Here is a 13,521-nt window from a genome sequence, read left to right on the forward strand (position 1 = left end):
AGGCACCCCGTTGAGACTCGTGCTGTCAGGCGCTGAAGCAGGCTAGAGGATCCCCTCGACAGCCACCCGCAGACGCTCCGGTCCGCGTAGGGTCGCCGGGCGACGATAGGGCGGCGGATCCTCGATCAGGTGTGGGGCCTTCAGCCGGCGGGCCAGCGCAGTCAGCGCAGCCTCCGCCTCGAACCGGCCGAGGGGCGCGCCGACGCAGTAGTGCAGGCCGCCGCCGAAACCGAGATGGCGCGTGCCGGTGCGATCGGGATCGAACCGGTCCGGGTCAGGGAACGTGGCCGGATCACGGTTGCCAGCGGCCATCATCAGGATGAGCGTCTCATCGGCGGAAATCGTAATACCGGCGATATCGATGGCGCTGAGCGTCTTGCGAGTGACGAGTTGTACCGGAGGATCGTTGCGCATCACCTCCTCGACTACGCGCGGGGCGCGGCTCGGATCGGCGCGCAGGCGTTCCAATTCGCTCGAGTGGCGCAGCAAGGCGAGCCAGGCGTTGGCGATCAGGTTGACAGCGGTCTCGTGGCCGGCGACCAGGATCAGGATCGCCGTGGAGATCAGATCGAAGTCGCCCATCCGATAGCCATCCTGAGTGGCCTGGTTGGCCAGCCCCGAGAGCAGGTCGTCGCGCGGTCGCTTGCGTTTCTCGGCGATGAGATCGGAGAGGTAGTCCGAGATGCCATCGAAGGCCCGGGCGTTGTCCATGCGGGCCTCGTCGCTGACCACGACACCGGGCTCGACCGCCGTGGCGAGCTGGCTCGACCAATCGCGGAACCTGACCTCGTCCCCCTCAGGCACCCCGAACAGTTCGCAGATCACCGCTACCGGCAGCGGGTAAGCGAGGTCGTCGACGACATCGATCACGCGCGCGCCGACTTTGCGGTCCAGCATCTCGCCGACGAGCCGCTCCGACCGGGCCCGCATCGCGTGGACCCGCTCGGGTGTGAACTGGCGCACGGTGGCGGCGCGCAGGAGATCGTGCGCAGGCGGGTCGCGGAACAGGAACGGCTGGTGTCGGTCGGTGATCCGGTCCTTGATCGGGTTGACGAGGTAGTCAGTCACCGGGTTGCCGGTGGATGGGCGCTTGGTCGGCGGCTGTGTCTCGACGCTCAGGCGAGGGTCGTTCTGCAGGCACGTGATGGCAGCGTGGCTCGCCGCCACCCAAACACTGCACGCCACTTCGCCCGGAGCCCCGCTCCCCTCGCCCACATCATCCTGGCGCGAGACCGGGCTCTGACGCAGGCGAGCGTAGAGTGGGTATGGGTCGGCGCGGTTGGCGTAGTCCTTGATCTGCTCGAGGAGGTTAGCGTCGGCCATGTTGTGTCCGCGAACAGGGTTAGGTCAGGCCCGACGCGAGGATCTTAAGTGGACCGGCCCGATCGGTCGCGGCCCCCTTTGGTGGAAACGGCGCGTTCTCGGCGATGAGGGCGGCGTAGGCCGGCAGCCAGCGCCCACAATCGACCGACACGGCGGCGATGCACCGTCCCGCCCGGCCGTAGAGGGCGAGGAAGCGCCCCGCAGCCGTATCGCCGTGCGCGATCGTCATGGAGTCCGCACCGTCCGTCAGGCCGACCGATTTGATCGTCACGCCCGCTTGCCCGGACCAGAAGGCTGGCAACGCGGCGTAGCTTCGGTCGGGCTTGTCCCCGGCAAGCATACGTCCAGCATGCACACCCTGCGCGACCGCATGTCCCCAGTGTTCCACGGCAATGCGGCGCCGGCCGTAGAGCGGGTGCGGGAAGCGGGCCACGTCGCCCGCCGCGGCGATCGCAAGATCGGGCTGCCCATCCACCTCCAGCGCATGACCGTCCACATCACAGTCGACGCCCCCCGCGTCAAACGACAGGCCGGATCCCGCGAGCCATTCGGTGTTGCGTACCGCTCCGAGCGCCGTCACCGCGACGTCGGCCTCGATCGCGGTGCCGTCGGCGAGGTGCGCGCGCACGAGCCGGCTTCCCACATCCTCCAGCTATTCGACCTCGGCGCCGAGGCGCAGGTCGACACCGCGAACCGCGTGCATGGCGCCGACGATGCCGCCGATATACCGGCCGAGCGCGCGTCCGAGCGGTGCCGGACCAGGTTGAACTAGTGTCACCGGCAAACCGAGTTGCCGGCAGGCGCTCGCAACCTCGCAGCCGATCAGGCCGCCGCCGATCACCAGCACGCGCTTCGGCCTAGCGACGAGCGCTGCGCGCAAGGCGACCGCATCGTCCCGGCCCCGCAGGGAATAGACACCGACGAGCTTGGCCTCGTGCGGGTTCGGCCAAGGGCGGGCGCGGGTGCCAGTGGCGATCAGCCGGCGGTCGTAGGACAGCGCTGATCCGTCAGCGAGATGAACCACCTGAGCCGCACGATCGAGGTAATCAGCCGGACTGCCGAGGCGCCAGTCGACATCACCATCGAGACTGCTCGGTAGGGTCATCGCATCCGCGGAGATGTGACCGGTCAGAACGTGCTTGGAGAGCGGCGGTCGATCGTAGGGGCTGTAGGGCTCGGCCCCGACGATCGTGAGCGAACCCGAGTAGCCGGCTCGGCGCATAGCCTCGGCCCCACGCAGGGCCGCGAGGCCTGCTCCGACCACCACGATAGCACGTACGGGCGAGTTAGATCCCATCGCAGATGCCCTCATAGCCGTAGCACTCGACCCGGATTGCTAGAACCGGGCAGGCGACGCGAGCGCGCTCGATGTCGGTTTGAGGCTCGGCGGCGCAGACGGGATCGTAGATGAGGGCCTCACGCCCCTCGACGCGGACGTGCCTCCGGGTCGCATAGCAGCACCGGACGTAAGCTTGGCTGATGTCGACGTCTTCATCGACCTGACGACTGGTTTGCGAGGTACCTATGGACAGGGCATGCCAACCGAAGCCGATCGAGCGAGTTCCTCTGATCGATAATGAAGGGAGTCACTGGTCGCGGACTTCAGTTTATTAGTGGCGACCAGCTCGACATATTCGTTGCGACATTTCCTCGCCCCAGGTGACCGCCATTGGCCGAAACCGGCCGGTCCGCTTCAAAGACGCTTTGTCGGCAAATTCGGTTTGGGGTGGAAACCGGAACCCGATATTTCACCACGAAGCGTCCGCGGAGTGCAGCGTTCCAATAGGGCAAGGCCCACTGAAACGGCGCCGCTGGAACTTAGCTATACGACCTGAACAGGAGGGGATCGCCATATCCGAACTCAGAGTGCTGTCATCATCGGCCGGCCGCTGGACACTGCGAGTGCTAGCCCATGGCTCACGTTCTCACGGCCGGGCAAACTGACCCATTCGCATAATCGCGACGTTCCGAAACTGAGTGTGTCCCGTGGCCGCGACAGGCTGCGCCGGCCTCTAAGGGGCCGAGTAAGATTTCAGATCTTTCGGAGCATGCCGCCGCTAACGCGCCGTTAACTACATCGGCTGTGACTGGCAGGTGTCCAGAGGGACTACACATGCGCCATATCCATGTCGTACCCGGTCTACGCCTGCGGTTCGCTGGCCGGGACGAGACCTTCAACGAAGGTGTCGAAATCGGTCTCATCGCGGCTCAACTCGCATCGGGTATAGCCGAGTTCACGATGACATTGGCCGCTGGTACGCTGGACCAAGCGCGTATGTTGGCGACGAACATGGGCTACCGCCTCCACGTCACGACCATGGATGACGCCGCGGTCGAGGTCATGTTCCTCACCGGAAGCCGCCGGCCCAAACTGCAACTCGTGTGCAATAATCCCTCTTACGCTCATGAGCGTAATTCTTCGGCCTGAGCTCTGCTCGGCCGGTTCATCCGTGACGATCAGCGAGATCAGGAACGACCAAACGCAGCAGTCCGGGCTTTTCCCCACATTCGAGCGTTGGCGCTTCGGATGGAGATACGCCGATGGCCGATGCGGCTCATGACATACAGATGCGGCAGATCGTGGCCGGCCTATCCGAAGGCGTGATCCTGATCGAGCCGGATCAGACCATCGCCTACGCGAACGCAGCCGCCGTGATGATGCATGGGGTCGCGGACGTCGGCGATCTCGGCGCCACCGTGTCCGAGTATCGCGCGAACTTCACGCTGCACTACCGTAATCATCGGGAGATCGGGCCGCTGCAGCATCCACTCGACCGGGTACTCGCCGGCGAGGAGTTCCGCGACGTCGTGGTCGAGTTGGCCCCGACCCGGGATCCCACGCACAGGTGGATGCACCGCATCCGCAGCCTGGTGACCACCGATGCGGATGGCACACCGAACGGCCTCGCTCTGGTGATGCAGGACGTGAGCGAGCGATACCAGGCCGAGGCGCGGTTCGAGCGGATGTTCAACGCCAACCCGGCCCCGGCGATCATCTGCCGGATCGCCGACCTGCGCTTCGTGCGAGTCAACCACGGCTTCCTCGACCTGACCGGGTACCATCGCGACGACGTGCTCGGCCGATCGTTCTGCGAGATCGACCTGCTGCGCGACGCCGAGCGGCGCGAGTTGGCGATCCGGCACCTTCACGCCGGCCACACCATCCCGCAGATGGAGGCTCAGCTCGCAACGCCTTGCGGGAGGGGCCGCTACGTGATCGTGGCCGGCCACGCCATCGACATGCCCGGCCCGGGTGGCGTCGAGCGATGCATGCTATTCACCTTCGCCGACCTGGAGGATCGCCGGAAGGCTGAGATGGCCTTGCGCCACAGCGAGGAGCGCTTTGTCAAGGCGTTCGAGCTCTCACCGGTGCCGAGCGCGCTGATGAGTGTGGACGGCTTGGAAATCACGAGCGTCAACCAAGCCTTCGTCACGTCGTTCGGCCATGCCCCCGAGACCGCGGCGGGCCAGTCGCTCGCCGATCTCGCGCTTTGGGTCGACCTCACCGAGCAGCGCCGGTTCTCGCGCGACCTGAAGCGGCTCGGCAGCATCCGTGCGTTCGAGGCCAGCCTGCAGGACAGGAACGGGGCCGAGATCGATTGCCTGGTCTCGGCCGAGCGTGTGAGCATCAACGGCGAGGCTTGCGTGCTCTGCGTCCTGCAGGACATTACCGCGAGGAAGCGCTCGGAGCGCGAGCTGATCACCGCCATTGAGGCGGTGATGGCGGATGCATCGTGGTTCAGCCACGGGGTGATCGATAAGCTGGCGGCCCTGCGTCACCCGCCGCGCACTGGCCATCCTTCGGGCCGGGTGGAGAACCTGACGATCCGGGAGCGGGACATGCTCACGCGGATCTGCCAGGGCGCCACCGACCGGGAGATCGGGGCCGAGCTGAAGCTGTCGCCGAACACCGTGCGCAACCACGTCGCCGGCCTCTATCGCAAGCTCGGGGTCAACCGCCGCAGCGCGGTGGTGGTGTGGGCCCAGGAGCGCGGCATCGGCCAAAATCCGACCGGGCGCCGCTAAAATTGGTGGAAACCGTTACAGAACTACCAGCACGAGTTAGTGCGAATATACTTTATGTAAATCTTCGGAACTTCGTTTAAAGCTGCTTATTACATCACCGTAGCTCTGCTCAATACGGGCATCTCGGACGTTCGACCGATGCGGTTGATCTGAGGGGATGTCTGTGTCCGAGCGCCGGAGGATCCTGTCAGTCGACCACGCCCGGGCGCTGATCAAGGAAGCCATTGGCATCATCGAGGGCGATCGGGAGATCGAGGCGGAAGGAGCCGCTGAGGTCGCCGCCATCGAAGCCGCACATACGTCGCCAACCCCGAAGCCGAAGCCACGCCGGTCCACGCGCAAGTAGCTGTGGGCCGCAACCATCGCGCGGGCTGGACGGCTCGCGGCCGACGCACGTCTCCGGACCTCCCGACGACGACCATGCCTCGACCCACATCGACAAAGGCGGACCCGGATCATGTCACTCCTCGCTTGGATCGTGCTCGGCCTCGTGGCCGGCTTCATCGGAAGCAAGGTCGTCAACAACACCGGACAGGGCCTGCTCGTCGACATCCTGCTCGGCGTCGTCGGGGCGGTGGTCGGCGGCTTTCTATTCAACCAGTTCGGCCAGCCCGGGGTGTCCGGGGTGAACCTCTACAGCCTGCTCGTCGCCGTCGTCGGCGCCGTGGTGTTGCTGTGGCTCTACCACGCCCTGATGGGCCGCCGCCGGATCCTCTGACCCCCACTCCTCCCGCCGACCCTCGGCCGAAGCCCGACCCGACCACCCCCAACAAGAGAGTTCCCACGATGGCGTTATCCCCCGACACTACCCGTCCGGCCTACGACCGTGACCTTCCGACTACCAGCTTGGCCACCCCGGCTGAGGACATGCGCACGATGGCGCTGCACTCCGTCTCTTGGGGCGCGGTGTTCGCCGGCGCGGTGATCGCGCTGGTCGCTCAGGTTATCCTCAACATGGTCGGGCTCGGGATCGGGCTCTCGACCGTCGACCCAGCCGGCAACGGCACCCCGACCGCCGGGTCGCTCTCGTCCGGCGCCGGGATCTGGTTCGTGATCTCCGGCATCCTCGCTGCCACCGCCGGCGGCTGGCTGGCCGGGCGCCTCTCGGGCAAACCGGCTCGGACCACGACCGCCTATCACGGGCTGATCGCCTGGGCGGTCTCGACGCTCGTTGTCGTGTACCTGCTGTCCTCGGCGGTCGGCGGCCTCGTCAGCGGCGCATCGAACGCTGTGTCGAGCACGCTCGGCGGCGCCGGCAACCTGATCGGTGGCTCGGTGAAGACCGCCGCGCAGGCGGCCGCCCCGTCGCTGCCGGGCATGGACAACCCGTTCTCCAACATCGAGAGCCAGGTCCGCAACGGTACCGGCAACGACCCCGAGGCCCTGAAGAACGCCGCCGTCAGCGCGATGCGCGCCGCGGTGACCGGTGACGCCGCCCAGCAGAAGGACGCCCAGGAGAAGGCCGCCCAGGCGCTGGCCAAGGCCCAGGGCATCCCGGTCGAGCAGGCCCGGACCCAGGTCACCCAGTACGTGCAGCAGTTCAACGACGTGACGGCCAAGGCCAAAGAGCAGGCCAAGCAGGCGGCCGACGCCGCCGCGCGGGTCGGTTCGCAGGGGGCGCTCTACGGCGCCGTGGCGCTGATACTCGGCGCGCTGGCGGCCTTCTTCGCGGGTCGCGGCGCCGCCGTCGACCCGGTGGTGAGCCGTACCGGCGTCGCTACTACAACCCAGCGTCGGATCTGACCATGAGCGATCTCGCCGCCAGCCAGCCAAAGCCCTCAGGGACGCAAGGCGTAGAGGCGGCGGAGGTCGCCGTCGGCGAGGAGGTAGTCCTCCCGTTGGTCGAGGAGACCGCCCGCATCGAGAAGCGGACGGTGGAGACCGGGCGGGTGCGGGTCTCGACCCGGACCGAGACCGTCGATCAGGTCCTGCGCGAGAGCCTGCGCAGCGACACGGTTGAGGTCACCCGGGTGCCGGTCGACCGGACGTTGTCGGAGGGCGAGGTGCCCCCAGCGGTCCGCGAGGAGGACGGGGTGACGATCATCCCCGTGCTCGAAGAGATCCTCGTCGTCGAGAAGCGCCTCGTCCTGAAGGAAGAGCTGCACATCCGTCGAAGCTCAGCGGATGAGGACGTCGAGGTGCCGGTGACGCTGCGCAGGCAGCGCGCCGTGGTTGAACGCGTGAGCCGGGATGGCCACGCCAGCGAGCAGATCGATCCCCCTTCAGCCCAGGAGACAACACCATGACACAGACGATCACCGCGCTGTTCGATCGCCCTGCCGAGGCGCAGGCTGCCCAAACCAAGCTCGTGGCCGCCGGCATCCCGCAATCGGCGATCAAGCTCGTGCAAGGTGCGCAGACGGCGCGCACGAGCGGTTCTTACGACTACCACAAGGACGAGGGTGGCTTCTGGGGTTCGCTGAAGGACTTCTTCATGCCCGAGGAGGATCGCTATGCCTACAGCGAGGGCCTGAACCGCGGCGGCACGCTGCTGACTGCGAGCGTCGAGCCAACGCAGACCGAGATAGCTTACGACATCCTGGAGCAGAACGGCTCGGTCGACCTCGACCAGCGCGAGAGCACGTGGCGCAAGGAAGGCTGGAGCGGATACTCAGCGACCGGTGGCACGACCGCGGCCGGCTCGACCGCCGGTATGGCAGCTGCAGGTACCACGGCGGCCGGAACGGCCGCCACGGGTGCAACATCCCTGAAGGGTGCCGGCACAACCACGGGCGAGACGGACTACATCCCGGTGGTCGAGGAGCGGCTCAACGTCGGCAAGCGCGTGGCTGAGAGTGGCCGCGTGCGGGTTCGCTCCTTCGTAGTCGAGAAGCCGGTCGAGGAGCAGGTCACCCTGCGCGACGAGACCGTGCACGTCGATCGGCGCGTGGTCGACCGACCGGTGACGGCGGCCGACGAGGCCTTGTTCGCGAGCAAGACCATCGAGGCGACCGAGATGCGTGAGCAGGCGGTGGTGTCGAAGGAGGCCCGCGTGGTTGAGGAGGTCGGCATTCGCAAGGACGCGGGTCAGCGCACCGAGACCATCACCGACAAGGTGCGGCACACCGAGGTTGAGGTCGAGGACGAGCGCGGCAACGTCAGCCGAACCGGCACGACTGGCGCCACGACCACCGCTACCACGCCTGGTACCCGCAAGCCGGTCTGATCCGCGAACGGCGCTGCTCGGGGTTCCGATGCCTCGGGCGGCGCGTGGTACCGAGAGCCGAGTTCGGATCGGCTCGTCGCCTCTATCGCAACCAAACGAACAGGCTCGCCATGTCCCTGAACCGCTCGATCCTCCTTCTGTTGCCGTTGATCGCGGCAGCGCCCGCGCTGGCGCAGACGACCGTCACCGGTCAGCCGGCGACGGGCGGCGCCTCCAGCGCGACCTCCGGCGGGCAGAACGCCGTAACGCGGCCGAACACCGATCTTGCCCATGACGGCAGGGCAGCGGCCACCGGCACGGGGATGAACGTCAAGCTGGAGCGGGGCTCCAACAGCTTCACCGAGGGTGAAGTCCGCCGGCGCTTGGAGAAGGCCGGCTACCACGAGGTCAAGGACCTCAAGAAGGACGGCGACGGCATCTGGCACGGCAGCGCAATGGATGACGGCAAGCCCACGAGCATCGGCCTCGACTTCAAGGGCAACGTCGCGGTCCAGTAGCCCGGCCCCTCGCTCGATCAGTCTCAATCGAATGTCTCGGAGTCCTCTCATGCCCACGCAGACCCTATCGGCCCTGTACGACCGCTACGACGACGCCGCGGCGGCCGTGACGAAGTTGGAGGCGGCCGGCGTGCCGCACTCCGACATCAGCCTCGTCAGCAATAAGGCGGAGACCGGCGTCGTCGGAACAGGCGAGACGGCCGACCACGCCGCCACCGGCGTGGGGACCGGTGCGACGCTCGGCACGATCCTGGGCGGCGGCGCGGGCCTCCTCGCCGGCCTCGGGCTGATGGCCATCCCAGGCGTCGGACCGGTCGTAGCCGCTGGCTGGATCGTGGCGACGCTGACTGGGGCGGGCATCGGTGCCGCCGCAGGTGGTTTAACCGGCTCGTTGACCGGCGCCGGCGTGAGCGAGACCGACGCGCATGCCTACGCCGAGGGTGTCCGCCGTGGCGGATCGCTGCTGACCGTGAGGGCGGATGAGGTCCACGCCGGTGTGGCCACGCGCATCCTAGAGGAACACGGTGCCGTCGATCTCGACGCACGTGCGCAGGGTTGGGAGGGCGAGGGCTGGAGCAGCGAGACGGCCGGCAAGGCGCGGGGCGACACCTCGACCTTGATCGGCTCGGACGCTGCTGCAGGCTCGATCGCGCGCGAGAACGATGCGGTCAGCACACCCGTGAACGGCACCGATACACGGATCTCAAGTGCCCGCCGAGTGCGGGTCTACAATCACCCGGTCTGATCGCCGCGGTCCACTCGTCAAAGCGGCCATCGTTGACCAATACGAGCCCCCGCCCGTGGGCCACAACAGGAGTACAGAGCATGGGCCTACTCGACAGCATCATCGGCAGCGTGGTCGGCGGCAACGCCGGTCCGCAGCAGGGCGCCGGCGCCAACCCCCTCGTCGGCGTCCTGATGAGCCTGCTTGCTGCTAGGGCCGGGGGCGGTGGCCTCGGTGGTATACTGGGCAACGCAAACGGTGGCGGTCTTGGAGGCAATCAAGGTGGCCTCGGTAGCCTGCTCGGCGACGGTGGCGGAGTCGGCGGGCTCGGTGCTCTGGTCGAGCAGTTCACCCAGGCCGGCCACGGCGGAGCGATCAACTCGTGGATCGGGCAGGGGCAGAACCAACCGATCGCGCCGCACGATCTTGGCGCGGCGCTCGGTCCGGAGACGGTGGGGCAGCTCTCGCAACAGACCGGGATGGGCAGCTCCGACCTGCTGTCGCAGCTCTCGCCGCTGCTGCCCGGTGTGGTCGACCAACTCACTCCGCAAGGTCGGATGCCGACCGAGCAGGAGCACGCACTCTGGTAGCCTGCGTTGCGCGGCGCCCACAGAAAAGACCGGCGTCGCGCTTCAACCTCCCCCACCGCAGAGGTGCCCATTGACGGATGCTGACGATGGCGCTCGCCTCGCCGACTGCCGGTAGCGCCGTAGACCGTCTCGACGCTGCGACTGGTCGGGACGAACTCGACACCCTTTCGAGGCGGACCGCCTCGCATACGTCTTTCCCGGCTCTCACGAGAGCTACCCTTGGCGGTGGACCGCGACACTCCCGAGGGCAGGCCGCCCGTGCACTGGAGCAGGGCGTACCTGAGGACACTCCGCACGCCGGGTAGGACCTGTCCTATCTGGACGCGCCGGTCGATCCGATCGCAACGAGCACCGTGACGGTGCCGAACGAGGAACACAGCCATGGCCCAGAACGCACACCACGAAGCGGCCAAGCACCACGAGGCCGCCGCCAAGTCGCACAAGACCGCGGCCGAACACCACGAGAAGGGCGACGAGACCACCGCGGCCAAGCACTCGAAGGAGGCACATGGCCACTCCGAGAAGGCGCACGAGAGCTCGACGAAGGCGCACGGCAAGAGCAGCGCCAAGAAGTAATCGGCATAATCGAGCTACGGCTGGGCGCGCGATCTTCGTGCGCCCGGTAACCTTACTCAAGAAGCCATTTTAGAGCTGTTGCCGTTTATGTTGGGTCATAAGCGTCGTATCCGACGGCGGCGATGTAGTTGCGGCATTCCGCTGGGGTGAAGGCTGCGAAGGCCCGGGCGATGGCCGCCCAAAGGTCTGGGACGGTTCGGGCAGCGGCAGTGCGCAGCAGCGCCTCAAGCTTTGAGAAGGCCTGCCCGATCGGGTTGAAGTCGGGCGAGTAGGCCGGGAGGTAGAGGAGCCGCGCGCCGGCCGCCTCGATGGCTTCGCGCACGCCGACGACTTTGTGGGATTGCAGGTTGTCGAGGATGACGGTGTCACCCGCCTTCAGAACCGGGACCAGGGTGTTGGTGACGTAGGCGCGGAAGCGCACGCGGTTGGTAGCCCCGTCGAACAGGGAGGTGGCGACCAAGCCGCTGGTGCGCAGGGCGGCGGTGACGGTGGTGATCTTGTAATGGCCCTGGGGCGCGAGGAGCCGGCAGCGCTCGCCGCGTGGAGCCCGACCGTAAGTGCGGGCCATGTTCGTGGCGGTCGCCGTCTCGTCGATGAAGACGACGGCATCGGGGTCGAGGTCGAGTTGGCTCTCGAACCACGCCTCCCGTGCGGCTCTCACGTCCGAATGCTCCTGCTCGGCCGCGTAGACAGCCCCTATTTGCGGGTGATCCGATGCTGGGCGAAGAACCGCCACAGCCCGCTGACGCTCGTGCGGACACCCTGCTCGGCCGGGATATCATGCACCGCGTGCAGTATGGCCTGCGGCTGCTCCCGATCGACCTGAAGGATCCGCTCAGCGTGCGCTTCGATGGCCGGTGCGGGTCGCTGCCCGCACGAGGGCCGGGGTGCGATCGCGCCCTCCGCCTGGAAGCGTTCATGCGAGCGGATCGCGCTGGATGGGCCGACCTCGAAGCGCTTGGCCGCCTGTCGGCGCGAAGCTCCCGCCGCGATCACGCGTTCTCGCAGATCCACCGATAGCGCTGACGGCATCCCGACCTCCTCGGAAAGCCTAACATCGAATCAGATCCGCCGCCTGCCCGCTACTCCCAACGATTCAACGCAGCCGGACACGGCTCTAGACCGAGCGAGCGTCCACGTGGGCACTGGGACGACCAGAGCTATGCAGTGACAGCCTGCGATCTGAAGCCATCGAGTTACCTGTTGCGCGAGTGCGATTTTAACTGCGTTCGATTGTGACCGCGCCTGAATCGTCGCGGGCTTGAACGATTTCACGAAAAGCTCAGTTCTTAGGGGATGTTAAAGCGTGGTCCCATCTTTGTGGGCGACCTGAAGCCCGTTGGAATGGCCCGGCCCCTTACGGCCGTAAGGCCCGGCAGCCGCCTGTCGTCTGGCGCCACGATCTCAATTTCCTGCCTTTCTACCCTCACGATGCTTGCCGTTGGTGGAGCTTGGCTTATTCCTCACAACGATTGGACTGTTACGACATCCGCTCGGCCCCCAGCGCCAATGGCTTCTACAGAATCACCACCGCCATCTACCTTCCCATCCTGGATAGAAGTCCCGCACCTGACAGGGCCTCTGTCTCACGCGGACGACCCAGATACCTTCTCCCTTGCCGACGGGCCCCGCAGCTTCCTGGATCCGAACCCTGCGGGCACGTCAGAGGAGACGGCGTTTCTGCCACCTCGCGCTAATCCGCGCTTGCCACTGATCGGTCGCGCGCCCCTCGACGCCGCACGCCTGACGCACGAAGAGCCGCCCGCGGGGAACGAACGCGCCGAGCGCCGAGACGTCGCCCCGCCGGCCCCGCCGACCGTGGCAGTGATGCTCGAACCGGACGTACAGCAACCGTTGCGAGATCGCGCGGACGCGATCCCGGTCCAAACCCTGTCGGCAGATCCGACCGCTGCGCCGACCCTGCCACCTCAAGCGGCGCAGGCGCGGCGCACTGCCGAGGTCGTCGTTCGGCCAGCGTCGATGATCGCCACCGCGCCGCCCCCCGTGCGCACAGCGACGCTCGAACCGGATCATGCGGAGCCGGTGGTGGATCGAACAAGCCCGGTCACGACGCCCCGTGACGTAGGCGCTGTGGTCCAGCCGATCCTGAACCCAGGTCCCGCGAGGCACGCACGATCGCTCAGAAGGCTACGAGCGGCAATCACGATCTCCCGGGCACGGGTGCCCTACCGCGATGCTGAGACGGCGACGGGCATCCTCAGCCTGCCGACGTCGGCTCGGACGTGGGTGAATGCTGGCGCGGTCGCACACGCCTCTCTGCACCGATCGCCAGCCGATCGTTCGGATGCACCATCAGCTTCCCCTGCGCCGTCCTCACCCTGGACGATGCCACCCGCCCTCGCGCCGACGGACTAGCTCTATGCCGTGGCTCCGAGTTCACCCCCGCGAAGAAGGAGAGCCGTGATGTCCCTACGTTCGATCTGCTGTGCGACCCTTATCTCCGCCATAGCCGGGCCTGCCCTGGCCCAGGATGCGCCCGCCGCGCCGGATACGTCGGCGGCCACCTGGCAGATGCCTTGGCAGATCTCGCCGATCGGGTCGGCCTCGTCTGCAGCTGGCGAGCAGACTATCTTGTCGATGGTGCCAGGCACCGGCTTG

At 66.9% G+C, this 13,521-nt stretch carries 15 protein-coding genes; 10 read left to right on the forward strand and 5 right to left on the reverse strand.

Annotation, left to right across the window (positions count from 1 at the left end; genetic code table 11):
- Window positions 1-42: 42 nt before the first annotated feature.
- The 3 genes from MKK75_RS28880 to MKK75_RS36215 are packed head-to-tail and all read right to left on the reverse strand — an operon-like array spanning window position 43 to window position 2,590.
- Window positions 43-1,323, reverse strand: a complete 1,281-nt coding sequence (locus tag MKK75_RS28880) for a cytochrome P450 (RefSeq protein WP_244045924.1) — start codon at window positions 1,321-1,323, stop codon at window positions 43-45.
- Between the two features lie 19 nt (window positions 1,324-1,342).
- On the reverse strand, window positions 1,343-1,951 hold the full coding sequence (locus MKK75_RS36210; RefSeq protein WP_313901901.1) for an oxidoreductase C-terminal domain-containing protein: 609 nt from the start codon (window positions 1,949-1,951) through the stop codon (window positions 1,343-1,345).
- A 24-nt stretch (window positions 1,952-1,975) separates the two neighbouring features.
- Window positions 1,976-2,590 carry an FAD/NAD(P)-binding oxidoreductase gene (locus MKK75_RS36215; RefSeq protein WP_313901902.1) on the reverse strand — a complete coding sequence of 205 codons (615 nt, stop codon included), beginning with the start codon at window positions 2,588-2,590 and terminating at the stop codon, window positions 1,976-1,978.
- Window positions 2,591-3,436: 846 nt separating this feature from the next.
- On the opposite strand from MKK75_RS36215, the gene MKK75_RS28890 reads away from it, so the two are divergent.
- From MKK75_RS28890 to MKK75_RS28935, 10 genes are all read left to right on the forward strand, one after another.
- Window positions 3,437-3,751 (forward strand): hypothetical protein, encoded by a 315-nt coding sequence (locus MKK75_RS28890; RefSeq protein WP_244045925.1) that lies wholly within the window; start codon window positions 3,437-3,439, stop codon window positions 3,749-3,751.
- A gap of 113 nt (window positions 3,752-3,864) precedes the next feature.
- Window positions 3,865-5,349, forward strand: a complete 1,485-nt coding sequence (locus tag MKK75_RS28895) for a PAS domain S-box protein (protein WP_244045926.1) — start codon at window positions 3,865-3,867, stop codon at window positions 5,347-5,349.
- A gap of 457 nt (window positions 5,350-5,806) precedes the next feature.
- Window positions 5,807-6,067 carry a GlsB/YeaQ/YmgE family stress response membrane protein gene (locus MKK75_RS28900; protein ID WP_244045927.1) on the forward strand — a complete coding sequence of 87 codons (261 nt, stop codon included), beginning with the start codon at window positions 5,807-5,809 and terminating at the stop codon, window positions 6,065-6,067.
- Between the two features lie 68 nt (window positions 6,068-6,135).
- Complete coding sequence (locus tag MKK75_RS28905) at window positions 6,136-7,092, forward strand: PhnA-like protein (RefSeq protein ID WP_244045928.1); 957 nt, start codon at window positions 6,136-6,138, stop codon at window positions 7,090-7,092.
- A 2-nt stretch (window positions 7,093-7,094) separates the two neighbouring features.
- Window positions 7,095-7,595, forward strand: coding sequence for a YsnF/AvaK domain-containing protein (locus MKK75_RS28910; protein WP_244045929.1), 501 nt, complete (start codon window positions 7,095-7,097; stop codon window positions 7,593-7,595).
- A complete protein-coding gene (locus MKK75_RS28915) occupies window positions 7,592-8,515 on the forward strand; it encodes a YsnF/AvaK domain-containing protein (protein WP_244045930.1) in 924 nt (307 codons plus the stop codon). Before MKK75_RS28910 ends, MKK75_RS28915 begins: the two co-directional genes overlap by 4 nt.
- Window positions 8,516-8,625: 110 nt before the next feature.
- Complete coding sequence (locus tag MKK75_RS28920) at window positions 8,626-9,012, forward strand: hypothetical protein (protein ID WP_244045931.1); 387 nt, start codon at window positions 8,626-8,628, stop codon at window positions 9,010-9,012.
- A 49-nt stretch (window positions 9,013-9,061) separates the two neighbouring features.
- Entirely contained in the window at window positions 9,062-9,757 is a 696-nt protein-coding gene (locus MKK75_RS28925; protein WP_313901903.1) for a hypothetical protein, read from the forward strand.
- An 80-nt stretch (window positions 9,758-9,837) separates the two neighbouring features.
- Window positions 9,838-10,326, forward strand: a complete 489-nt coding sequence (locus tag MKK75_RS28930; RefSeq protein WP_244045932.1) for a YidB family protein — start codon at window positions 9,838-9,840, stop codon at window positions 10,324-10,326.
- A gap of 381 nt (window positions 10,327-10,707) precedes the next feature.
- Complete coding sequence (locus tag MKK75_RS28935; RefSeq protein WP_243909024.1) at window positions 10,708-10,902, forward strand: hypothetical protein; 195 nt, start codon at window positions 10,708-10,710, stop codon at window positions 10,900-10,902.
- Window positions 10,903-10,987: 85 nt separating this feature from the next.
- Here the strand turns inward: MKK75_RS28935 and MKK75_RS28940 are convergent.
- A protein-coding gene (locus MKK75_RS28940; protein WP_244045933.1) for an IS630 family transposase occupies window positions 10,988-11,934 on the reverse strand; the annotation gives its coding sequence in 2 pieces (ribosomal slippage) (window positions 10,988-11,601 and window positions 11,601-11,934; 948 coding nt in all).
- A gap of 1,346 nt (window positions 11,935-13,280) precedes the next feature.
- Window positions 13,281-13,521, reverse strand: a 241-nt coding sequence (locus tag MKK75_RS28945; protein WP_244045934.1) for a hypothetical protein, incomplete at its 5' end; no start/stop codon positions are given.

The organism is Methylobacterium sp. J-030, assembly GCF_022829545.1.
Taxonomy (GTDB): Bacteria; Pseudomonadota; Alphaproteobacteria; order Rhizobiales; family Beijerinckiaceae; genus Methylobacterium.

Bases quoted from the DNA above. Each gene is read 5' to 3' on its own strand.
- MKK75_RS28880 (WP_244045924.1), bottom strand. From the start codon at position 1,323: ATGGCCGACGCTAACCTCCTCGAGCAGATCAAGGACTACGCCAACCGC.
- MKK75_RS28890 (WP_244045925.1), top strand. From the start codon at position 3,437: ATGCGCCATATCCATGTCGTACCCGGTCTACGCCTGCGGTTCGCTGGC.
- MKK75_RS28915 (WP_244045930.1), top strand. From the start codon at position 7,592: ATGACACAGACGATCACCGCGCTGTTCGATCGCCCTGCCGAGGCGCAG.
- MKK75_RS28900 (WP_244045927.1), top strand. From the start codon at position 5,807: ATGTCACTCCTCGCTTGGATCGTGCTCGGCCTCGTGGCCGGCTTCATC.
- MKK75_RS28920 (WP_244045931.1), top strand. From the start codon at position 8,626: ATGTCCCTGAACCGCTCGATCCTCCTTCTGTTGCCGTTGATCGCGGCA.
- MKK75_RS28905 (WP_244045928.1), top strand. From the start codon at position 6,136: ATGGCGTTATCCCCCGACACTACCCGTCCGGCCTACGACCGTGACCTT.
- MKK75_RS28930 (WP_244045932.1), top strand. From the start codon at position 9,838: ATGGGCCTACTCGACAGCATCATCGGCAGCGTGGTCGGCGGCAACGCC.
- MKK75_RS28925 (WP_313901903.1), top strand. From the start codon at position 9,062: ATGCCCACGCAGACCCTATCGGCCCTGTACGACCGCTACGACGACGCC.
- MKK75_RS28935 (WP_243909024.1), top strand. From the start codon at position 10,708: ATGGCCCAGAACGCACACCACGAAGCGGCCAAGCACCACGAGGCCGCC.
- MKK75_RS28910 (WP_244045929.1), top strand. From the start codon at position 7,095: ATGAGCGATCTCGCCGCCAGCCAGCCAAAGCCCTCAGGGACGCAAGGC.
- MKK75_RS28895 (WP_244045926.1), top strand. From the start codon at position 3,865: ATGGCCGATGCGGCTCATGACATACAGATGCGGCAGATCGTGGCCGGC.